The sequence below is a fragment of the Streptomyces sp. NPDC034085 genome (assembly GCF_055575555.1).
Genome location: NZ_JBVISL010000012.1, coordinates 78,904 through 99,137 on the forward strand (window position 1 = coordinate 78,904; position 20,234 = coordinate 99,137).

At 70.9% G+C, this 20,234-nt stretch carries 22 protein-coding genes and 1 pseudogene; 12 read left to right on the top strand and 11 right to left on the bottom strand.

Annotated features, from left to right (window positions below; all coding sequences use genetic code 11):
- Positions 1-37: 37 nt before the first annotated feature.
- Together ACZ501_RS30545 and ACZ501_RS30550 are read left to right on the top strand one after the other, a co-directional pair.
- Positions 38-1,237 carry a threonine aldolase family protein gene (locus ACZ501_RS30545; protein ID WP_468799769.1) on the top strand — a complete coding sequence of 400 codons (1,200 nt, stop codon included), beginning with the start codon at positions 38-40 and terminating at the stop codon, positions 1,235-1,237.
- Positions 1,238-1,385: 148 nt separating this feature from the next.
- Positions 1,386-1,667, top strand: a complete 282-nt coding sequence (locus tag ACZ501_RS30550; protein ID WP_468799771.1) for a hypothetical protein — start codon at positions 1,386-1,388, stop codon at positions 1,665-1,667.
- A gap of 116 nt (positions 1,668-1,783) precedes the next feature.
- On the opposite strand, the gene ACZ501_RS30555 is transcribed toward ACZ501_RS30550, so the two are convergent.
- A complete protein-coding gene (locus tag ACZ501_RS30555; protein ID WP_468799920.1) occupies positions 1,784-2,728 on the bottom strand; it encodes an aminoglycoside phosphotransferase family protein in 945 nt (314 codons plus the stop codon).
- Between the two features lie 189 nt (positions 2,729-2,917).
- The gene (locus ACZ501_RS30560; protein WP_361601608.1) at positions 2,918-3,511 is read right to left on the bottom strand and encodes an MBL fold metallo-hydrolase; all 594 of its coding nucleotides are present in this window, start codon (positions 3,509-3,511) and stop codon (positions 2,918-2,920) included.
- Between the two features lie 129 nt (positions 3,512-3,640).
- Here ACZ501_RS30560 and ACZ501_RS30565 point away from each other — a divergent pair, with 129 nt between their 5' ends.
- The 3 genes from ACZ501_RS30565 to ACZ501_RS30575 all read left to right on the top strand — a co-directional run bounded on the left by ACZ501_RS30565 (position 3,641) and on the right by ACZ501_RS30575 (position 5,719).
- Entirely contained in the window at positions 3,641-4,549 is a 909-nt protein-coding gene (locus ACZ501_RS30565) for a GlxA family transcriptional regulator (protein ID WP_468799922.1), read from the top strand.
- A gap of 134 nt (positions 4,550-4,683) precedes the next feature.
- Positions 4,684-5,217 carry a hypothetical protein gene (locus ACZ501_RS30570; protein WP_468799773.1) on the top strand — a complete coding sequence of 178 codons (534 nt, stop codon included), beginning with the start codon at positions 4,684-4,686 and terminating at the stop codon, positions 5,215-5,217.
- A 112-nt stretch (positions 5,218-5,329) separates the two neighbouring features.
- Entirely contained in the window at positions 5,330-5,719 is a 390-nt protein-coding gene (locus ACZ501_RS30575; RefSeq protein ID WP_468799775.1) for a hypothetical protein, read from the top strand.
- 13 nt (positions 5,720-5,732) lie between these two features.
- Here ACZ501_RS30575 and ACZ501_RS30580 read toward each other — a convergent pair whose 3' ends face one another.
- The 3 genes from ACZ501_RS30580 to rph all read right to left on the bottom strand — a co-directional run bounded on the left by ACZ501_RS30580 (position 5,733) and on the right by rph (position 9,540).
- A complete protein-coding gene (locus tag ACZ501_RS30580; RefSeq protein ID WP_468799777.1) occupies positions 5,733-6,269 on the bottom strand; it encodes a DUF4240 domain-containing protein in 537 nt (178 codons plus the stop codon).
- 149 nt (positions 6,270-6,418) lie between these two features.
- Positions 6,419-6,724 carry a hypothetical protein gene (locus tag ACZ501_RS30585; protein ID WP_468799779.1) on the bottom strand — a complete coding sequence of 102 codons (306 nt, stop codon included), beginning with the start codon at positions 6,722-6,724 and terminating at the stop codon, positions 6,419-6,421.
- Positions 6,725-6,915: 191 nt separating this feature from the next.
- On the bottom strand, positions 6,916-9,540 hold the full coding sequence (rph, locus tag ACZ501_RS30590; RefSeq protein WP_468799781.1) for a rifamycin-inactivating phosphotransferase: 2,625 nt from the start codon (positions 9,538-9,540) through the stop codon (positions 6,916-6,918).
- Positions 9,541-9,912: 372 nt separating this feature from the next.
- Between rph and ACZ501_RS30595 the strand changes: the two genes are divergently transcribed.
- On the top strand, positions 9,913-10,170 hold the full coding sequence (locus tag ACZ501_RS30595; protein WP_468799783.1) for a hypothetical protein: 258 nt from the start codon (positions 9,913-9,915) through the stop codon (positions 10,168-10,170).
- Between the two features lie 66 nt (positions 10,171-10,236).
- Here ACZ501_RS30595 and ACZ501_RS30600 read toward each other — a convergent pair whose 3' ends face one another.
- The gene (locus ACZ501_RS30600) at positions 10,237-10,674 is read right to left on the bottom strand and encodes a hypothetical protein (RefSeq protein WP_361606508.1); all 438 of its coding nucleotides are present in this window, start codon (positions 10,672-10,674) and stop codon (positions 10,237-10,239) included.
- 178 nt (positions 10,675-10,852) lie between these two features.
- Positions 10,853-11,464, bottom strand: coding sequence for a CGNR zinc finger domain-containing protein (locus tag ACZ501_RS30605; protein WP_468799785.1), 612 nt, complete (start codon positions 11,462-11,464; stop codon positions 10,853-10,855).
- A 104-nt stretch (positions 11,465-11,568) separates the two neighbouring features.
- On the opposite strand from ACZ501_RS30605, the gene ACZ501_RS30610 reads away from it, so the two are divergent.
- Positions 11,569-12,417, top strand: a complete 849-nt coding sequence (locus ACZ501_RS30610) for an SDR family NAD(P)-dependent oxidoreductase (protein WP_468799787.1) — start codon at positions 11,569-11,571, stop codon at positions 12,415-12,417.
- 37 nt (positions 12,418-12,454) lie between these two features.
- On the opposite strand, the gene ACZ501_RS30615 is transcribed toward ACZ501_RS30610, so the two are convergent.
- The 4 genes and pseudogenes from ACZ501_RS30615 to ACZ501_RS30630 form a co-directional block, all read right to left on the bottom strand.
- Positions 12,455-12,919 carry a hypothetical protein gene (locus ACZ501_RS30615; RefSeq protein WP_361606520.1) on the bottom strand — a complete coding sequence of 155 codons (465 nt, stop codon included), beginning with the start codon at positions 12,917-12,919 and terminating at the stop codon, positions 12,455-12,457.
- Positions 12,920-13,069: 150 nt separating this feature from the next.
- Positions 13,070-13,579: a hypothetical protein gene (locus tag ACZ501_RS30620; RefSeq protein WP_468799789.1), complete on the bottom strand. Its 510-nt coding sequence runs from the start codon at positions 13,577-13,579 to the stop codon at positions 13,070-13,072.
- 174 nt (positions 13,580-13,753) lie between these two features.
- Complete coding sequence (locus ACZ501_RS30625) at positions 13,754-14,836, bottom strand: endonuclease/exonuclease/phosphatase family protein (protein ID WP_468799924.1); 1,083 nt, start codon at positions 14,834-14,836, stop codon at positions 13,754-13,756.
- 282 nt (positions 14,837-15,118) lie between these two features.
- Positions 15,119-15,337 (bottom strand): annotated as a pseudogene (locus ACZ501_RS30630) (winged helix-turn-helix domain-containing protein); the annotation flags it as partial.
- A gap of 551 nt (positions 15,338-15,888) precedes the next feature.
- Here ACZ501_RS30630 and ACZ501_RS30635 point away from each other — a divergent pair.
- Genes ACZ501_RS30635 through ACZ501_RS30655 form a run of 5 tightly spaced genes read left to right on the top strand, consistent with a single transcriptional unit; the run spans position 15,889 to position 20,192 of the window.
- Positions 15,889-17,445, top strand: coding sequence for a sensor histidine kinase (locus ACZ501_RS30635; RefSeq protein ID WP_468799791.1), 1,557 nt, complete (start codon positions 15,889-15,891; stop codon positions 17,443-17,445).
- Positions 17,446-17,448: 3 nt separating this feature from the next.
- Positions 17,449-17,856 carry a roadblock/LC7 domain-containing protein gene (locus ACZ501_RS30640; RefSeq protein ID WP_361606490.1) on the top strand — a complete coding sequence of 136 codons (408 nt, stop codon included), beginning with the start codon at positions 17,449-17,451 and terminating at the stop codon, positions 17,854-17,856.
- The gene (locus ACZ501_RS30645) at positions 17,853-18,212 is read left to right on the top strand and encodes a DUF742 domain-containing protein (RefSeq protein ID WP_361606487.1); all 360 of its coding nucleotides are present in this window, start codon (positions 17,853-17,855) and stop codon (positions 18,210-18,212) included. The genes ACZ501_RS30640 and ACZ501_RS30645 overlap by 4 nt, the downstream gene beginning before the upstream one ends.
- A complete protein-coding gene (locus tag ACZ501_RS30650) occupies positions 18,193-18,813 on the top strand; it encodes a GTP-binding protein (protein WP_361606484.1) in 621 nt (206 codons plus the stop codon). The genes ACZ501_RS30645 and ACZ501_RS30650 overlap by 20 nt, the downstream gene beginning before the upstream one ends.
- Positions 18,810-20,192, top strand: coding sequence for a cytochrome P450 (locus ACZ501_RS30655; RefSeq protein ID WP_468799793.1), 1,383 nt, complete (start codon positions 18,810-18,812; stop codon positions 20,190-20,192). Before ACZ501_RS30650 ends, ACZ501_RS30655 begins: the two co-directional genes overlap by 4 nt.
- The last annotated feature ends 42 nt before the right edge of the window (positions 20,193-20,234 follow it).

Consider the following 20,234-nt stretch of genomic DNA (forward strand, 5'->3'; position numbering starts at 1 on the left):
GTCACACCCCTACGACCGAGACAAGTAAGCGAGCACCATGACCGTACAGCGACGACACGACCCGGACGAGCGCGGCTTCGCCAGCGACAACTACGCGGGCGCGCACCCCGAGATCCTCGCGGCGATAGCCCTGGCCAACGGCGGCCACCAAGTCAGCTACGGCGCCGACGTCTACACCGAGCGCCTCCAGGAAGTGGTGCGCGGCCACTTCGGCCCCACCGCGCGCACGTACCCGGTCTTCAACGGCACCGGCGCGAACGTGGTCGCACTCCAGACCATGCTCGACCGCTGGGACGCCGTGGTCTGCGCCGAGTCGGCCCACATCAACGTCGATGAGGGCGGGGCGCCCGAGAAGGTCGCCGGGATCAAGCTCCTGACGGTGCCCGCCTGGGACGGCAAGCTCACCCCCGAGCTGATTGACCGTCAGGCGTGGGGCTTCGAGGACGAGCACCGGGCCCGGCCCAAGGTCGTCTCGATCGCCCAGTCCACCGAGCTCGGCACCTGCTACACGCCGGACGAGATCCGCGCGATCTGCGACCACGCGCACGACCTCGGCATGCTCGTCTACTTGGACGGCGCCCGGCTCGCCAACGCCGCCGCCACCCTCGGCGTGTCCCTGCGCGAGATGACCACCGACGCCGGCGTGGACGTCCTCTCGCTCGGCGGCACCAAGAACGGGCTGCTCTTCGGCGAGGCGGTGATCGTGCTCAACGAGGACGCGGTGCGCGGTATGGCCCACCTGCGCAAGACGAGCATGCAGCTGGGCTCCAAGATGCGTTTCATGTCGGTGCAGTTCGAGGCGCTGCTCGGCGGCGACCTCTGGCTGCGCTCGGCGGCCCGCTCCAACGAGATGACCCAGCGGCTGTACGAGGCGGTGCGCGGACTGCCGGGCCTGGAGATCTCCCGCCCGGTGCAGGCCAACCAGATCTTCGCCGTCCTGCCGGCGGCCGTCACCGAGCGTCTCCAGAAGCGTTTCCGCTTCTACACCTGGGACGAGCAGGCCGGCGAGGTCCGCTGGATGACGTCCTTCGACACCACCGAGGACGACGTGGACGCGTTCGCGGCGGCGATCGCGGAGGAGCTGGCGGCGGAGCGGGGCGAGGGGCCGGCGGGCGCGCTGACCACGGCCGAGCGTGAGGAACTGGTGCAACTGCGCCGCAGGGTCCGTGAGATGGAAGAGACGATCGAAGTGCTGGGGAGAGCGCCCGCCTTCTCCACGAACCGCACGACGAAGTAGCCGACGGCGAAAGCCCGGGGGGCGGGCGAGCGCCCTCCCCCCGGGCAGGAGAAGCGAAAGCCAGGCCCCCGCGGACCTGGACCGTGACGGTGCTGGTCGCCGCGGTAAACGAGTGGCTTTGAGACACCCTGGTTGCGACCATGCAGCAGTGAACGCAGATCTCCCGGACGGATGGACGATCGAGCGGGTCCGTTCGGTGTCGGGCGATGCTCAGGCGGAGTTGCTGTCGCTGGAACGACTCGTCGTTGTCGAACAGGTCGGCTCCGCCGACTACGACGTCCTCCAGCCTGACGTCATCCTGTCCTTCCATGGCCTGTGCCTCGCCCGAGCTGACGGCGAATGGTTCATGGGGGAGCTCGACGCCGACGGCTCACTCGTCTGCTGGGCATCCTACGGCTCCGAACTGGCCGAAGCCATCCGCGGGTTGTGAGCTGCGCGTGACTTCCTGATCGCTTACACCGCAGGCCGTAGTGCCCTGGAGGTGGCACTGATCAGGTGGCTGCCCTGGTGTGGGCCGGCCGGTCCCGTGGCCCGAGGGCGCAGTCGTCAGGGGTCGAGTAGTGCTCGGGCGATCGCTGTCTGCTCGGGCTGCAGTGCGACAGCGCCGTCCTCGATGTCCCAGAGGCAGTTCTGCAGCACGCGGCCGAGCGTCCATCCGGCGGCCCGCTCTCGGTCCAGTCCGATCACTTCTGTCATGAGGTGGAAGCGATGGCGTATGGCCCGTGACACGTCCGCGGCGGCGATGACGTCGTCCCACCGGTTGCGCAACGCGGGCAGCAGTTCGAAGGCCGGGTCGCCGGCGAGGGGTTTGGGGTCGATGGCGAGCCACGGAGCCCGTCCCGCGACCTGCGAGGACGGAAGAGGCGCGAGGACGTTGTCGTAGTGCAGATCCCAGTGCAGCAGCCGGTCCCCGGGCTCGTCCAGCAGCTCCCGCACCGCAGCCGCGCACGTCGCCAGCAGTCGGCGCTCGGAGGGGTCCGCCAGAGAGCGGGAGTAGGTGGGAACCCGGTCGATCATGGCGCGGGCGATGTCGGACAGCAGCCGCAGGCCGGCGGGAGCCGGAACGGCGGCCAGCTGCGCCAGCAGCTCGGAAAGGCGTTCGAGAGCCGCAGTGCCGTCGGACACCGTCGCAAGGGACCGAGCGGCGTCGAGACGTTCCAGAAGCATGACCCCGGAGTCCGGTGCGCTGTCCAGCAGTGTGACCGCGTGGCGTGCGCCCCAGACGCGCAGGGCGAGCGGCTCGCCTTGCGTTTCCTCGTCGACGGGCTGGAGCTTGAGTACCGCGGGCGGGCCCTCCGCCTGGAGAACGGGCAGTACGAGTGCGACAGCCCCGTGCGCGGGCGGTCCGTCCAGTCGCAGGCTCCAACGGTCCAAGAACTCCTCCGCCAGAGGCGGCAGGGCAGCAGTCCATGCCCGCCAGGCATCGCCGTCCTGCGAGGCGGCCAGGGCTGCCGGCACCTGGACCCGGGACTGAGACCGGCTGAAGGACACGACGCTCCTGAAGGGCAACGGTGCAGGGATACCAGCGTGCCTGACCGTCCTCGTCGTGACCGTCGGACCGCCGCCATGCGATCGTACGGCGTCCTCCGCACCCCCCGCTCTGCGTTTCACCGAGGAACAGCCCGCCGCCGCGCGACAGCGCGGCGGACGGAAGTCCGCGGCTCAGAGCGGGCAGTACGCCTAGCGGGGCGTGGTGTCGTCGGCCCTGAACGGGGCGCCGTGGCCGGGCACGATCAGGTCCGCGGCGGCCAGCACCCGGAGCCGGGAGGTACGCAGCACCTCACGGTCAGGGGCTACCGGGTCGTCCGCCGGACCCTGCGCGTGCCACCACAGGTCACCGGCGAAGGCCACAACGCCGGAGTCCGTGCCGGCGAGCAGTGTGATGTCCTCGGCGCTGTGCCCCGGGGTGCGGATCAGCCGGAGCGACGGGGTGAGTTCGTAGCCCTCCGCGTCCCGGTTCTTCCACTGGTCGCCCAGGTACTCCACCTTGTGGTCGTGCACCCGGGCCTCTCGGAACAGGCCCACGTTCATGGTGTTGTCGGGGTGGTGGTGACTGAGCACCACGTCGGTGATGTCCTCGGGACCCAGCCCCAACTCCGCGAGCGGGGAAAGGATGTCGTCGTGGCTCGCCACCATGCCGGGGTCGAAGATCACGTGCCGTCCCGCGTCGTGCACGTAGGAGACGGTGGCGGCGACTCCGGGGCCGGTGGAGCCAACGTATCCGGTGGTCAGGACCTTGAATGCGGCGCTGCGGCCGATCGGTGCGTCTGTCATGCCCCCATCCTCGCCGAGCAGTCGATCATCCACGAGTGGCACAGCTGCCGCTGATCGCAGGATTGCTGCCACACTGTACGCGTGCCTCCCTTCAGGACCGTCGCCGCTTACACCCCGCCCGGAGTCGGCATGCTCGCCGTCGGCATCGTCACCGAGGTCTTCGGGCCGCACGGGGAGGCACTGCGCGGGTTCGACTTCGCGCTGTGCACCGACCGGCCCGGGCCGGTCCCCACCGACCTCGGCGTGCCGCTCACCATCACGCACGGTCTGGAGCGGCTCGCCTCGGCCGATCTGGTGATCGCCCTGCCGTGGGCCGGCTTCCGCACACCACCCGCCCCCGCCGTGCTCGGTGCGCTGTCGGCCGCGCACGAGCGCGGTGCACTGGTCGCGGCCCACTGCGTCGGCGCCTTCGCGCTCGCCGCCGCCGGACTGCTCGACGGGCGGCGGGCCACCACCCACTGGCGGTTCGCCGAACTGCTCGCCCAGCGCCACCCCGAGGTCACCGTCGAATCCGACGCCCTCTACATCGACGAAGGACGCATCATCACGGGCGCGGGAGCCGCTGCGGGCTTCGACCTCTGCCTGCACCTGCTGCGGCGGGAACACGGAGCCGCGATGGCCAACGCCGTGGCCCGGGACGTCGTACTGCCCTCCCACCGCGATGGCGGGCAGGCGCAGTACCTGGCCACCCCCGTCCCCGAGGACTGCCGCGACGAGCGTCTCGCCGAGGTACTCGCGTGGGCCCGCGGGAACCTCCACCAGCCGCTTCACGTCGCAGAACTGGCCCGGCGGGCCATGATGAGCAAACGCACCTTCGCCCGCCGCTTCACCGCGGCGACCGGCACCACGCCCCACGCCTGGCTGCGCAGCCTGCGTCTGGGCACCGCCGAGGAACTCCTGGAGACCACGGAGCTGCCAGTCGAAGAGATCGCCCGTCGCGTCGGATACGGAAGCGCGGCCGTGTTGCGCGATCAGTTCGTACGCCGCCGGGGAGTGCCGCCCCGCTCGTACCGCCGCTCCTTCACGAACACGCCGTAACGGACCATGCGTGTTGCGGCCGCGCTAGGCGATGAGCGCCGTCACCGGGACTTTTGGCGCACCACCCTTGCCGGCACGCTTCCTCGCCCGCGCCGCCTCGTTGTCCTGGGCACGCGACCAACGGAGGCACGCTCATGCTCAGTACATCTCCCGCCCGCCGGCTCGCGGCCGTACTGGTGGCTGCCTTCGTCACCGCGGCTGCCACGGGGATGAGCCCCGCGCACGCGGCGGAGCGCTGCAAGGTGTCGTCCAAGACCGTCGACAACCCCGCCTACAGCGGGCCTTGGCCCGACAACTGGAGCTTCACCGTCAAGGCCTGCGTCACGGAATCCGGGGCGAACATCCGGCACTGGGCGACGATCAGCTGGGATCTGCCGGCAGCCTCCACCCAACCCGGCCTCATCTTCCACCCCACCGGCACGAACGCCGAAGTCACCGCGATGGTCACCGGTGGCGGCCTCGCCGTCACCAGGCGCACCGATCTGGCCGAGCGGCTGAACAAGGCGAAGGACGGATCCATCACCCCGGCCTCCTACTCCTCCCACTGGCCCGGGCGGTACCGCGTCTACACCGACGTGATCCTCTTCCTCGACTGGAACGGTGACGGGAAGGGCCCCCAGAAGCTCCACTTCGCCCCCTCCCCCGCCCTTCCCGGCTCGGCGCGATAACCGGGACCCACATCAGCTCGGGCCACGCGCTTCGACTCCGCTGGAGCAGCATCCCGGCTGATTGCGGTGGTCTTATTCGCCGGCAGCGGGCGTCGGGCCGCTCCGGTTCGGTATGACCGTCGACGAAGTGGTCGAGGCGGCAGAGATGTACGGACGGACGCAGGTCAGCGATTGTGCACGGGGCTACCCGCTCTTCTCGCCGACTTGGAGGATCGAAGTCCACCGTCGTGAGGTAACTTCCTCTGCGCCTGCTGTCGCGGCCTACGTGAGCCGAGCCGCAGGGCTGTTCTGTATCGCTGCCGACGCCGTAAAGGGTCCCCAGGTCGCGTTCGACGGACTGCCGCTGGTCGGGAGGGACCTGTCGGCCCTGGAAAGGGACCTGATCGCGTATGAGGAGGCGATGGACGTGCACCTTCGCTACACACCCGAGGGCTACGCAGGACCGGATGACCCCGGGGTCCTCTTGCGCGGGCAACGACGAGCACTAAGCCAAGGAACGTGACTGCGATTTCCACTTACTCCCTATAGAGAGCTGCCAAGCGGGGCAGTCGGCGAGTCATTTCGCTGTGGTCAGCGAAATCGAAGTTCCAGGTGGGGTCCAGCTCCGGAAAGCGGATGGTGGTGGGGCTGGCGGGGAGTTGCTCACCGGTCGCCGCGAGGTGCGCGTGCCAGGCGATGCCCAGCATGTCCTCACCCTCCAGGTCGGCGCCCGTGGCCGCGGAGGCGCGCACGATCGGCAGTTCTGCCAGGGCATCGGGGTCAGCAACTGCGCGCTCGAAGACTTCCCGGCCCTGAGCGATCAGCCAGCCGCGGAAGTAGTCGAAGCCGTCATCAGAGCACCCACCGTTGGCGATGTAGGCAGCGGCCCACAGAGGATTGGTATAGGAAGCAACCATCAAGTCCCACAGCACCTGCTCAGCGGCGACGATCTCCTCCACCGGCCGGGAGGCCAGCAGCGCGGTCGCCTTGCGAGCGACCGCTCCGCCGTCGTTCGGGTTGGACGCCTGATGGCGGGCTGCCTCAACGAGCTGCCAGAACTGCTGTCTGTTCATGGGGCAGAGCCTGCCACCTGGTACTGACATCGGTGGTTCTGCCGGATTCGGTGACCAGGCGGGTGGCGCTCTTGTCGTGGCAGTCGAGCGCCCCGAAACCTGTCAGCAGCCCGAGGCGGGCACGGTTCGTCCTTCGGCGCGGGGCGGGCTCAGGGGGTGGTGTTCCGGTTTTCGCGGGCGGTGAGCTGGCCTTGGACGTACGCATCGCTGTCCGGGGTGTAGGGGCCGCCGTGGTCGTAGAGGAGGTCCGTGATGCGCTGCCACTCCGCCACCTCCGCGCGGGAGCCCGTGTCGGCGGCCGACGGGTCGTCGCCCGCGGTCTCCTCCAGGGCTTCCAGCGCTTCGGCGGCCTGGTGGTGCGTCATCCCCGTGGCCCGGCGGCGCACGCGGTCGACGGCGGCGTGCTCCTCGGGGGTCGGCTCGTGCGCTTCGCCCAGCGTGGTGTCCTGCGTCATCCGTGGTGCGCCTTCCGTTCTCGGTCCGGCCGGGCCGGTCCGCCCCGGCCCGCTTGCCCCTCTCCCCGGTACCCCGTGACGCTCCTTTCATTTCCGGGCCTGGGGCTGCCGGTGGGAGCCCCCGCCGTCGCGGGATGGGCACCGGCACTGGTTGGTCGCCGGTTGTCCGGGCCGGCCCGGCATGCGAGGGGTCAGTCCAGGATCTCGACGTAGCCGTCGGTTCCGTGGACGCGGATCCGCTGTCCGTCCCGGATCAGGCGGGTGGCCCGTTCGACGCCCACGACAGCCGGCAGGCCGTACTCCCGCGCGATCACCGCGCCATGCGTCATCAGCCCGCCCACCTCCGTCACCATGCCCGCGATGCCGACGAACAGCGGTGACCAGCTGGGGTCCGTGAAGACCGTGACCAGGATGTCGCCGGCCTCGAGATCGGCCTCGGACATGTCGAGGATGACCCGGGCCCGTCCCTCGACGGTCCCCGCGGAAACCGGGAGGCCGACGAGGGCTCCGGCCGGCACGTCGTCGCGCCGGTACGCCCCGGTGAGGGCCTCACCGTCCGATGTGAGGACGCGGGGCGGTGTGAGCGCCTGGTACGACCGGAACGCGTCCTTGCGCAGCCGGATGAGCCGCTCGTCCGCCCGGTGCGAGCGTACGACGTCGTGCAGCTCCTGGAACGTGAGGTAGAAGGCGTCCTCCCTCTCGGGGAGCACGCCGGCCTGCACGAGTCGCTCGGCCTCCTCCATCAGCGCCTGTTTGTAGACGAAGGAGCGGCTGACGATGGCGTACTTCGGGTACTCCCGGTAGCCGATGAAGGTTCTGACCCGGTCGATCATCCGCTTGGTCTCGTCAGCCTTCCGGTCACCGTCCGGCAGTACCCGCAGGCGCGACAGGACTTCCCGTTCCTTCTCCTGCGCCCTCCGCAGCCCTTGCTCGAAGCGCTGTGCGGCGGCGCCCGGCTCGAAGTTCCTGACGTTGTCGAGGATCACGGGCAGGAGCGTGGCGGGGCGCTCGCGCCAACGCGGTCGCGTGATGTCGATCTCGCCGACGCAGCGCATGCCGTACCGGGTGAGGTAGTCCTCGATGGCGTCGCGCGCTTCGGACCCGCCCGCGAGCTTCGCCAGCTCGTCCAGGAAGCCGTCGTCGTCGTCCTCGACGCCCTGCAGGAACGCCACCACCTCCGGTCGTGGGCGGACCACGTCCGCGACGTCGAGCAGTGCCAGTCCCATCTCCGACGTGACGTTGCCGGGGGCGGACAGCGTCAGCGTGTCGGCCGCGTTCTTCTCGCCCAGCCACTCCAGCAGGTTGTCGTTCAGCCACCAGGTGGCTTCCATCCCCGCCATGATGGCCTGGAGGCTCTGGGGATCGCTGAGAAGCCGCTTGTGTTCCTGGAAGGCCTCCAGCAGGAAGTCGAACAACGCCGGTCCGCTCTTCGTCCGGATGTCCTGCTCCAGGGCGGCGAGGGACTGACGGCTGCGCTCGACCAGCTCGGTGACGACGGCCGGATCGGTCTCGAGCGGGGCGGGCGCACGGCCGGCCGGCGGCCCGCCGGGAGCCGCATCGGGGAGCTCGGGCAGCGACGGGAGGAAGCCGTCGCGGTCGAGGAGGGTCTCCAGGGCATCCCTGACCAGCGGATCGCCTCTGCCGATGATGTCCAGGAGGCCGGCGCGGCTCGCGGGCGAGGCCAGGCGCGGGGTGACGTCGACGAACAGCCTCCCGCCGGCCTCGTGCATCGGCGCCATGGCCGTCAGCTGCCAGATGGAGAGCCCCAGGGGCTTCATGGGGTCGGTCATCATCTGCTGGTGGCCGACGGAGACGTAGACGCGGTTCTCCTGGTCGCCGCTCCCGGGATCGGGGACGGGGACGGGGAAGAGGGCGGTGATCGGCCGGCTCTGGACGATCTGGAAGTCGTCGTCGACCAGGCACCATTCGATGTCCTGCGGGCGGCCGAAGTGCGCTTCGATCCGCCGCCCGAGCCGGACGAGCCGCACGACCTGTGCGTCCGTCAACGCCGGCTGCTCCTGCCGCTGTACGTCGATCGCCACCTCCTGCGTACCGCCGGCCGGCAGGGCGTGGACGGCACGCTGCTTGGCGGTGATCGTCTTGGCGACGACGTGGCCGTCCCGCACCCTGAAGACGTCGGGGTTCACCAGGCCGGACACCAGGGCCTCGCCGAGGCCGAAGCCGGCGTCCACGGTGGCGACCTTCCGATCGCCCGTGACGGGGTCGGCCGTGAACAGGACACCGGCCGCGTGCGGGAAGACCATCCGCTGTACGACCACGGCCATCCGGACGGAGCGGTGGTCGATGCCGTTGCTCCGGCGATACGTCACGGCCCGCTCGGTGAACAGCGAGGCCCAGCACCGGCTGACGTGCCGCAGGACTGCCGTCGGCCCCACGACGTTCAGGTACGTGTCCTGCTGGCCGGCGAAGGAGGCGGTCGGCAGGTCCTCTGCCGTCGCGCTGGACCGTACGGCGTAGGCGGCGCCCTCGCCGAACCGGGTGAGTGCGTCGGTGATCGACACGGCGACATCGTCCGGTACGGGGATCCCCTCGATGGCCCGGCGAACCTCCCCGCTGAGCGTGCGGACGGCCTCCCGGTCGCCCGGGTCCAGACGCGACAACCGGTCGATCCCGTCCTCGACCGCCGGTGCTTCCGCCAGGATCCGCCGGAAGGCGTCCGTCGTCACGCAGAAGCCCTCCGGTACGCGGATGCCGTCGATCCGCGACAGCCCGCCCAGGTGCGCGGCCTTGCCTCCGACGACGGCTACCTGCGCCGCCTCGGCCTCTTGCAGATCCAGCACGTACTGTTCGATCATCGCGATCCCTCCGGGACTGCTGTGCTCGTGCGGTGCACCGACGTGCGGCCGGGCTGCTGTGCTCCGAGCGCCTGTGGTCGCACGTCCCCGGCCGGCCCTCTCACTGGCCCGGCAAGGCCGTTCACCCCGTACGTCGACAACGACAAAACGCGCACTCCAGGCCTCATTCTTCGCAGTTCATGGCTTCGGCCGATGATTCTGCGCTGTGACGGGGGTCTTGCGGCAAGCCCCCCAGTGCGCTATAGCTTGAGAGTGGCAAGGAGAGTGCTCTCCTTGCCCTTGTTTTTTGCGGGCCTGTTTCCCCGGCGAAGTCGACGCCACACCGCGCCGCTTCATCCGACCCCGCACGAAGTCCTGCCCTGCTGAGCCGTGATGCCCCCACGCTGTGTGATCTGCGGCGCCTCCCTCAGGGACCACGACTACAGGGCCTTCACGCTCGTGCACTTCCGTGCGATAGAGCCCCCGCTCGACCGTGAGGGGCATCCCGAGAACGCCCGCTGCTTCTGCAAGGACCACGTCCGGTACACCAAGGGCAAGACCCACATGAGCGCCATCCTGGCCATGGTCCACATACGGGCGGCGATCCGACGCAACGCCCGGAACCCCTGGCCGCTCACCAACATGCCCTGAGGGGAATGGTCGACCGTCGGGGGCCGGGATGGTCGGCTGCGCGACGGGGCGTCGCGCGGAACGTGGTCAGGGCTCCGGGGTGAACAGGGCGGTCAGTGTGTCGGCGGCGCGGATTCGGTCGGCTTCCGCTGCGGCCACGCGGCGGCGGACGGCGTCGGCGGCCCGGGGGTCTTCGGCGATGTCGGGTTCGACCACCGCCCAGCCGGGCTGTCCGTCCGGGGACGGCACCTTGATGATCTTCAAGTCCGTTCGGCCGGTCATCAGCACCGCGAGAAGCGCCAGGTACTCGCGCTGGAGGTTCGGAGGGAAGCTGCCGCCGTCGGGGCCGGCGAAGACGGCCGGATGTCCGTCCGAGAGCATGCCGCAGGTGTCCCGGACAGCAGCGATGACCGCTTCGAACTCGGCGCGTCCACACCTCGAGGCCAGCGCCTGCAGGTAGGTGTCCAGTACGTCACCGGCGTCGGCGGGTAAGCCTGCGGGGAAGTGGTCAGATGCGTCGTTCACCGGGTCCCCCTCACACGCGTCCGGGCAAACCCCTGCGCCCGACCGCTCCCCACCGCACTCTATGCCCCTCGGCCTGCGCCCGTGGCCTGATCCGTTCAGGTATCCGACGCGGCTGTGGTTCGGGCCGGGCTGGACCGGGCCTTCCCCGGCCGCTCCGCCCGCGTCGCGCGGGCCGGCCTCACGCCTCGGGCGGTGCTTCACCCTCCCGGCGCTGCCGCCGGCGGTAGTTGCGCATGGACACCTGGGAGCCGCAGCCGGTACTGCAGTAAAGCCCCGCCCCGTTGCGGGTGCGGTCGAAGAAGCCGAAATGGCACGGGGGGTTGCGGCACGCCTTGACGCGTCCCCAGTCGCCGGACTGCGCGAAGGTCGTCACCGCGGCCAGAACGGTCCCGAACACCCGCGGCACCCCTGCCTGCGGCGACGCCAGCTCGACACCATCGGCCGTGACCACCGTCGCCAGGGGGTAGAGCGCACCTGCGCGCCGCAGGTGCTGTTCGGCGCGCCGGAGCGGCTCTCCCAGGCTCTCCTCATCGCCCGAGTGCGCGAGCAGCAGGGTCATCAGGGCGTCACGCAGCTCGCGTGCGGCCGCGGCGTCGGCATCGGTCGCCACCGCTTCACCGCCGAACTCGTCGCGCTCCGCGAGCCAGGCCGCGAACGAGTGCCCGTCCTCGAACAGCTCTCGCCGACCGCTTCCGTCCGCGCGCGTGTTGACGAAGGCGAGCACGGTCTCCACCACCGGCATGACGGTGCGAGGACTGGGTTTCGAAGATCCGGCTGCAGCACTGCTCATGCCGTCATCGTACATCAGCGAGAAGAGCCGCTAAGTCGCCTAATGGGCAACGGGCTAGGCGACTTTGCTTGACTCGTTACGAGCTAAGCGCTTACGGTCGCAACATGAACGGAACAGTGAACCAGCAGACCAGTCCCCGCATATGGCTCATCACCGGCGCGACCTCCGGCATCGGTCGCGAACTGACCCTCCAGGCACTGGAGAACGGCGAGGTCGTCTCGGCGATCGCCCGCGACACCTCTCCCCTGGAAGAACTGGCCGAAGCGCACGGCGACCGCCTGCTCCCCATCCGGGCGGACGTACGTGACGAGCAGGCCGTCCGGGAAGCGGTGGAACGCACGCTCTCGCGGTTCGGCCGCATCGACGTGGTGGCCAACAACGCCGGCTACGGGCTCTTCGGAGCCGTCGAGGAAGCCTCCGACACGCAGGCCCGCGCCGTGTTCGACACCAACGTCTTCGGCGTGCTCAACGTGCTCCGCGCGACGCTGCCGGTACTCCGCTCCCAGCGATCCGGACACATCCTCCAGGGCTCGTCGGTCTACGGGCAGTCCGCCCACCCCGGCGTGGGGCTGCTGGCCGCGACCAAGTACGCGGTCGAGGGACTGTCGGACGCGCTGGTGGCCGAGGTCGCACCGCTCGGCATCCATGTCACGCTCATCCAGCCCGGAATGACCGCCACCCCCTTCCTGTCCAACCTCGACGTCGCCGCCGGCCTCGACGACTACGACCGGACCGTCCGCGAGGTCCAGAAGAGCATCGGAGAACTGCCCCCGTCCGCGTTCTCCTCCGCAGCCCGGATCGCAGAAGGCGTCCGCACCGCGGTCGACAGCCGGAACCCCCCGCTGCGCCTGGCTCTCGGCACCTCCAGCGCCACCGGCATGCGCACCGCCCTGGAGGCCCGCACCGCGGACCTGGACAACTGGAACCAGGTGGCCGACGCCGTCGACAGGTGATCGCAGGTCGCGCAGGGGGCTCGGCCTGACCCCGGAGTCAGCGATCTCTCACCAGCGCTTGCGCAGGCTGCACGTGCGGGCACTGCGCATCGGCGGTCATCACCGGCACCCGCATGCGGCGCAGAAGGTCACGCGTCGTCCGCAGACCCAACGTACTGCGCCAGGAAACCCCCGGGTGACGGGAGCGCAGGTGCGACAGCGCACGGGTTCCGAGACCGGTCGACAGGAAGCGTTCGTCGATCACGATGCCCGTGATGACCGCATCGGCGCAGTCCCGGCACAGCCGGTAGTGGACCCGGCCGACGACCTTGCGGACATGGACCAGCAGGAGGCATTCCTCGCCCGGACCGGGGTCACCGGGGATGTGCGTGGACAGGAACTCGACTTCCCGGTAGGCGAGGAACCGCCGGCGCAGGCGGCCGACGAGTCTTCCCCCGCGTCCGTGCCTGGCCCGGCGGCCGGGCGACGGCGGATCACCGGCCGGCGCCGGGCTGGACGGCATGCTCACGGGACGCTCCTGGTGTCCGGACATGCAAGAGCGTGTGCCCGCCCTCACACCATCGACACCCCCTGATCGGGGGATCCCGGCACGACGGCCCGGCCTCCCCCTGCGCGGGAGGCCGGGCCGTCGGAGCATGCGCTGGGGCTGGTCTCAGGGGCTGTCGACCGAGCCCGGGTCGATCAGCGCGCCGATGTGGGTGATGGTCCCGCCCGGGGCGAGCGACACGTCGACGATGACGGGCTGGATCGGGTGCGGCGGGACGATCGGAATGACCGGGTCCGGCGGCCAGACGTTGTAGAAGCGCGGGTGGAAGGTCAGCGGGATGATGGGGTCAGGCGGGTAGGCGGCGATGTTGGTGTCACTGCCGACGAAGCGGTAGAGACCGCCGCTGACCTGGCCGACGCCGGTGGTGCGCAGCAAGGTGCTCGTCACCCGGGCCGTGCCCCCGCCCCCCTGCGCCGTTTCGGTGACGACCCGGATGCTGATGCTGCCGGTGACGTCGATCGGCTCCGAGCCGAACGTGCGGAAGGTGCCGCTGAGGGGCAGCACAACGGTCCGTCGGTCATCGGCCGCGGCAGGGGGTGAGGCGACGGACAGAGTCAGGCCCAGCAGGGCCAGGACGAGGCCTGCCTTCCTGGCGGTGCGCAAGAGACCGCGCATGGACGCTCCCATCAGTGAGGCGGGACTACGCGTGCACGGCTTCCCGCAGACGGATCTCCACCCTGTCCAGCCGTCCGGCACACGTCGAGCCGGACCGGTCCGGATGAGCGGGACTTCGCTCGACCGGCCCACGACCGGTGCCCCATCAGCACCGGGTCCGTGCCGAAGGGGGGTTCACCAGCTGATCCCGGCCGCCACCGGCAGATGATCGCTTGCGGTCTCCGGCAGCACCCGTGAGCTCTTCGGCTCCACTCCCCTGACCAGGATCTGGTCGATCCGCACCATCGGGAACGACGCCGGCCAGCTGAAGCCGAAGCCGTCACCGGCCTCCTTCTGGACCGAGCGCAGCTGCGAGGTGAGTCCGGCGAACGTGCGGTCGTCCGTGGTGCCGTTCATGTCGCCGAGCACCACCATCCGCTCGCTGCGGTCGGCGGCGACGGCCTCGGTGAGCTTCGCCGCGCCGCTGTCCCGAGAGTCCGTCCGGAAGCCGCCCCTGGGCATCACGCGCACCGATCCCAGGTGCACCACGTACACCGCGAGCGGCCCTCGGTCCGTGGCGACCGTGGCGCGCAGCGCACGGGCCGGCTCGACGGGCACCTCCTCGGGCCGTCGCTGCCGCGCCAGGGGGCCGGCGTCGCCGCGCAGCACGTCGACCGCCCGGATGTCCGACAGGGGCAGCTTGCTCCACAGTCCGACCGTGCCCTCGACCGCGTGGTGCGGATACGTTTTCGCGAGCTCCTTCTCGTACGTGCCGCGGGCCTGGTCGGTCAGCTCCTCCAGCGCCAGCAGTTCCGCACCGGAGGCGGCGAGGGCGCGTGCGGTGCCGGCCGGGTCGGGGTTCTCGGCGCCTACGTTGTGACTGGCCACGGTGAGCTCGGTGCCCGCCCGGGACTTGTCGGTGAGCAGCCCGCCGAAGAGGCTCACCCACACCACGGCCGGCAGGAGCAGCGCCACCACGGCCGTGGCGGACCGTCGCCACAGCGCGGCGGCGAGCAGCAGCGGGACGAACGCACCGCACCACGGCAGCAGGGTCTCCACCAGTGAGCCGAGGCCGCCGAAGTCCGTGATCTCGGAGTGCAGTGCCATGAGCAGGCCGAGGAGCACCGCAAGCGTCGCGAGCACGATGCCGCGCTTCCACGGGCCCGGGCCGGCGAGGGCGCGGAAAGCCCTGCGGATCCGCGGGCTCAGGCCCTTGCCGTCGGGGCGGGCGCCGCTCTGCCGCGGGGGGTCGGTGACTTCTCGTACTGCTCGGCTCACTGGTCGGGCGTCCTGTTGCTGGAAAAACTCGTCCTTGCGTCCCGGCAGGCTGATCCGGTGGGACAGCGAGCCTTTCGTGGCCGCGCGGGTGGCGTCCGTGATGCGGGTCAGGGGGGCGAGCATCCGGCCGGCGAGCAGCCGGCCTCCGACGAGGCCGAAGACCAGCAGGAACACCATGACCGCGGCCGCCTTGGGGGCGAATGCGCGCAGGAGGCGGGACCGGACGGGGAAGACGCCGTCGAGGAAGCCGGGGTCCTGGTTCACCCAGGGCCTGCCGAGCCGCTTGCGCAGCGCCGAGACCGTGATGCGCACGGCGTTCGTGAACGGGTCGGCGTTCTCGTCCCACGCCCGTTCCAACAGCTCCTCGGCGCTGACGACCCCGCCCTCGGCGGCGACGGGGACTTCGAGCACCGCGAACTGTTTCCTGGTCAGCGCGATGTGCAGGCCGTCGCGGATGGCCTCCGCCCTATACGGCTCGTCCTCGACGATCAGCACGCGCATGGTTCGAGGGTACGAGCCGCCGCATGTCGTGGGCGTATCGAGAAACCGCGAGGGCTGCGGTGGAGGAGCACGGGGCGACCTCGGGCATCCGGCCCGTAGGCCGGGACCCGGGGGATCAGGTGTCCGGGCGCCGGGCGGGGGCGCCTCCCGCCGGAAGGCCGGGCACGCCGCCCTCGCGGGTGGGGGCCGGCCCAGCGCTGAGACCGGGCGCTCCGATCACGCCGCGCCCCGTGCCGAGCTCCGCGAAAGGTGTTCTTAGCGTACTTCTGTTGCGGCCGCCACTTCCCAACAAGGGGACGTGGCCGAAATTCGGCGGGAAATTCGTTCGAATTTATGAGTCCGTAGCGCTCCGACAAGCCGCCGACCTCCCCCGACGCCGCCCCTCTCCGTGGACGGCCTTCGGCGACGCACGAATTCCGTCCTGGCGGTGGCGCGTAATCGGTCCTCCGGTCCGATGAACCTCAAAGAAAGCGGCCTTACGGGCAGTTGGCCGTAGTTATGCTCCCGCCCACTGGTCAGGAGATCCCACTTTCGATGGTTCGAGGATGCTGATGGCGCCAGAAAACACTCCACCCGAAGCCGCACACGCGGAGGCGGCGACGAGCCGGATGATGCCCGGGGTCGCAGCCGTGGCCGCCGTGTGCGTCGTGGGGGCGCTCGTCTCCTCCTCGGAACCGGTGCGCACCGTCTGGATCGCCGCGGGGGCCGCGTGCACCGTGCTGGCCTTCGTCGAAGTGATCCGGCGCGGCCGCGCGCTCACCGCCCGGCGCGTCGAGGTGGCGTCGCTCCAGCACGTCCTCGCCCGGCAGGAGACCGAGCTGGTGCGCCTGTGCGAGGTGGTGCTGACCGAGGCGATCGAGCGGCTGCGCAAGGGCGAGCTGCCCGAGGAGATCCTGACCTCCCTGGGCGGGCGCGGGGGCCACGGGAACCGGTGGGGCGACGACGCCTCCCTCACCCCGCGGTTCAGAGCCGCCCTGCAGACCGTGCTCGCCCGGGTCATCGACGCGGTCGACAACGAGGAGAGCCTCCGCGACTCGGCGCAGCGGGCCTTCGTGAACATCGCCCGCCGCGTGCAGGCGATCGTCCACCAGCAGGCGCACGAGATGCGGGAGATGGAGGACCGGCACGGCCGCAACCCGGACGTGTTCGGCGACCTCCTGCGCCTGGACCACGGCACCGCCCTGATCGGCCGGCTCGCCGACTCCATCTCGGTCCTCGGCGGGGCGCGCCCCGGCCGCCAGTGGAGCAGGGCCGTCACGCTCTACAGCGTGCTGCGCGGTGCGATGTCACGGATCATCGACTACCAGCGGGTGGAGCTCCACTCGGTCACCGAGGTCGCCGTCGTCGGCCCGGTCGTGGAGCCGTTGATCCACACCCTGGCGGAGCTGCTCGACAACGCCACGCGGTACTCGCCGCCGCACACCCGGGTCCACCTCACGGCCGTCGAGGTGCAGTCGGGCATCGCCGTGGAGATCGAGGACGGCGGTCTGAGCATGAGCGAGGAGGCCCGCCGGCGTGCCGAGACGATGCTGGCGCAGGCGCAGACCGGCATCGACCTCAACGACCTGGGCGAGACACCGAGGCTCGGCCTCGCGGTGGTCGGCCGGCTGGCGCAGGCGTACGGGTTCCAGGTGTCCCTGCGCTCGTCCGCGTACGGCGGCGTCCGGGCCGTGGTCATCGTCCCGCAGCACCTGATCACGACGGCGTCCGCGGCGACCGGTCTCGCCCACGGCATCGGCTCCTCCTCGGGCCCCCGGGCCGTCACTCCCGCGTCGCGCGAACACCCGGCCGGCCGTCTCTCCGCCGGCGTGTCCGCACCACGGTCGGCGCCGGCACCCGCACCCGCACCCGCACCGGACTTGGCCGCCAGGCCGGCGCCCGACGCCGGCCGGCCGGCCGACGAGCGCACGGCGAACGGGCTGCCGCAGCGGCGGCGCAAGGACCGTGCCACCACCTCCGCCATCCGGCCGCCGGTGGAGCAGCCGTCGGCGGAGGACCCGGGCCCCGGCATGTGGCTGGAGGCCTTCCACAGCGGACTGTCCGGCGCGCCCGGCCAACCCACCCAGGACGCCCAGGATGCGTCGGATACAGCGACCAAAGGGGCGTGAACGATGATGACCCAGCGAAGCAGCATGGACTGGATGCTCAAGGACCTGGCCGTCGGAGTGCCGCAGGTCCGGCACGTGATCGTCCTCTCCGCGGACGGCCTCTGCGTGGCGCAGTACGGAGCCGAGACCGACACGGCCGACCGTCTCGCGGCGGCCTGCGCCGGCCTGCAGAGCCTCGCCGGAGCGGTGGCGGCGGAACTGCCCCGCTCGGAGGGCAGAATGCGCCTGGTCGTGATCGAGATGGACGGCGGGTTCTTCTACCTGATGGCCGCCGGTGACGGCTCCTACCTGGCGGTCCTCGCCGACGAGGGCGTCGACGCCGGCCTGATGGGTGCACAGATGCGGAACCTGGTGACCCGGATGGGGGACCACCTGAGCAGTCCGCCCCGGCACGACGGGCAGCCGGCGTGAGTGAGCCCCCCACCAGCTGGGAGGACGGCAGTCCCGAGCGGCTCTACGTCATCACCGGCGGACGCAGCGGACCCTCCACCACCGTCCCCCTCGACCTCGTGACCCTGGTCGTGGCCAAGGCGCCCGTGAGACCCGGGATGCAGCCCGAGCAGGCGGCCATCCTGCGGATGTGCCGGGCACCGCTGTCGGTGGCCGAGATCGCCGCGTACGCGGGCCTGCCCGTGAGTGCCGTGACCGTGCTGATCGGGGACCTGATCGCGGGCCGGTTCGTGTACGTCCGCCCGCCCGTCCCCGCCGCCCAGCTCCCCGACCTAGCTCTGATCGAGGCAGTGATCGATGGACTTCAGAAGCTCTGAGCCGCCTGCCGGGCCGCGGCAGGCGGACATACTCCCGCAGACCGCCGCGGCCGCCGTCAAAGTCGTCATCGTCGGCGGTTTCGGCGTGGGCAAGACCACGATGGTCGGCGCGGTCAGTGAGATCAAGCCGCTGACGACAGAGGAGACGATGACCAAGGCGGGCGTCGGCGTCGACGACACCCGGGGCGTGGCGCGCAAGACGACCACGACCGTGGCCATGGACTTCGGCCGCATCAGCATCAACGACGAGCTGGTGCTGTACCTGTTCGGGACACCCGGTCAGGAGCGGTTCTGGTTCCTGTGGCGCGGTCTGTTCGAGGGCGCGCTGGGGGCGGTCGTGCTCGTCGACACCCGGCGGCTGGAGATCAGCTTCGACGTCATCGGCCGCCTGGAGGAGCGCGGCGTCCCCTTCGTCGTGGCCGTCAATTCCTTTCCCGGCGCCCCCGAGCATCCGCTGGAGGAGCTCCGCGAGGCCCTCGACCTGCCCCCCGACGTACCGATCCTCGTCTGCGACGCCAGACGACGGGACTCGTCCCGCGATGTCCTGCTGACCCTCATGCGCTACCTGTACTCCCAGGCAGCAACCCAGGAGGCAATGTGACCACCCACCCGACCCCGCCGCCGGAGTGCCCCGCCCACGCGGCGCGCGCCCAGGGCGGCCTGTACCGCCTCCACGGACCGGAGGCCCAGGCCGACCCCCTGGGGCTGTACGAGAAGCTGCGGGCCGAGTACGGGGCGGTGGCCCCCGTGCTGGTCAGCGGGGACCTGCCGGCCTGGCTGGTCCTCGGCCACCGGGAGAACCTGGACGTGGCGCGCACCCCGTCGCGCTTCGCCCGCGACCCCCGCGGCTGGCGCGACATGCGCGAGGGGCGGGTGCCGGCCGACACCCCGCTCGGCCCCATGGTCTCCTGGGTACCGGTGTGCAACTTCACCGACGGGCCCGTCCAGGAGCGGCTGCGCGGAGCCGTGGTGGAGTCCCTGGAACGCTTCGACAAGCGCGGCATCCGCCGCTACGTGACACGGTTCGCCAACCAGCTCGTCGACCGGATCGCCAGCGACGGGTACGCCGACCTCGTGTCCGCCTTCTCCGACCAGCTCCCCATGCTGGTCATGACGCAGCTCGTGGGGGCGCCCGACGAACACGGGCCCAGACTGGTCAACGCGGCACGCGACATGCTCCAGGGAACCGAGACGGCGCTCCAGAGCGACCGCTACGTCACCCAGACGCTGGAGCAGCTGGTCGTCGAACGCAAGGCCAAACCTGCCCACGACCTCGCCTCCTGGCTGATCGAGCACCCGGCGGCCCTGACCGACACCGAGGTGCTCATGCACCTGCGCGTCGTGCTGATCGCGGCGTACGAGACCACCGCCAACCTGATCGCCAACACCCTGCGGACCGTACTGACCGACCCGCGGTTCCGGGCGAGTCTCTCGGGAGGGCAGATGACCCTGCCCGACGCGCTGGAGCAGGTGCTGTGGGACGACCCTCCGATCAACACGGTCATCGGGCGCTGGGCCACCGGGGACACCGAACTCGCCGGCCAGCAGATCAAGGCCGGCGACATGCTCCTGCTCGGCCTGGCCGCGGGCAACGCCGACCCGCAGATCCGCCCCGACCGCAGCGTCTCCGTCTTCGGCAACCGCTCCCACCTGGCGTTCAGCAGCGGAGCACACGAGTGTCCGGGCCAGGACATCGGCCGGGCCATCGCCGACACCGGGATCGAAGTCCTGCTCGACCGGCTGCCCGACCTCCAGCTGGCCGTCGGCGCGAACGAGCTCCAGTGGCGCGGCACCCTCATGTCGCGCCATCTGCTGTCCCTGCCGGTGCGGTTCACCCCGCGTTCGGTGTCCTCCGCGCAACCGGGCCCCGAGCAGGCGTACGAGGTCCCGCCGGTCCCGCCGCAGCAGCCCGCGGTGCCCGCGGCCGCCCGCTCCCGGCGCCGCGCCGGCTGGTGGCGGCGGCTGTTCGGGCTCCGCTGAGCCGACGGTGCGGGACGGAGCCCCCGGCCGGCGCGGCCGGGG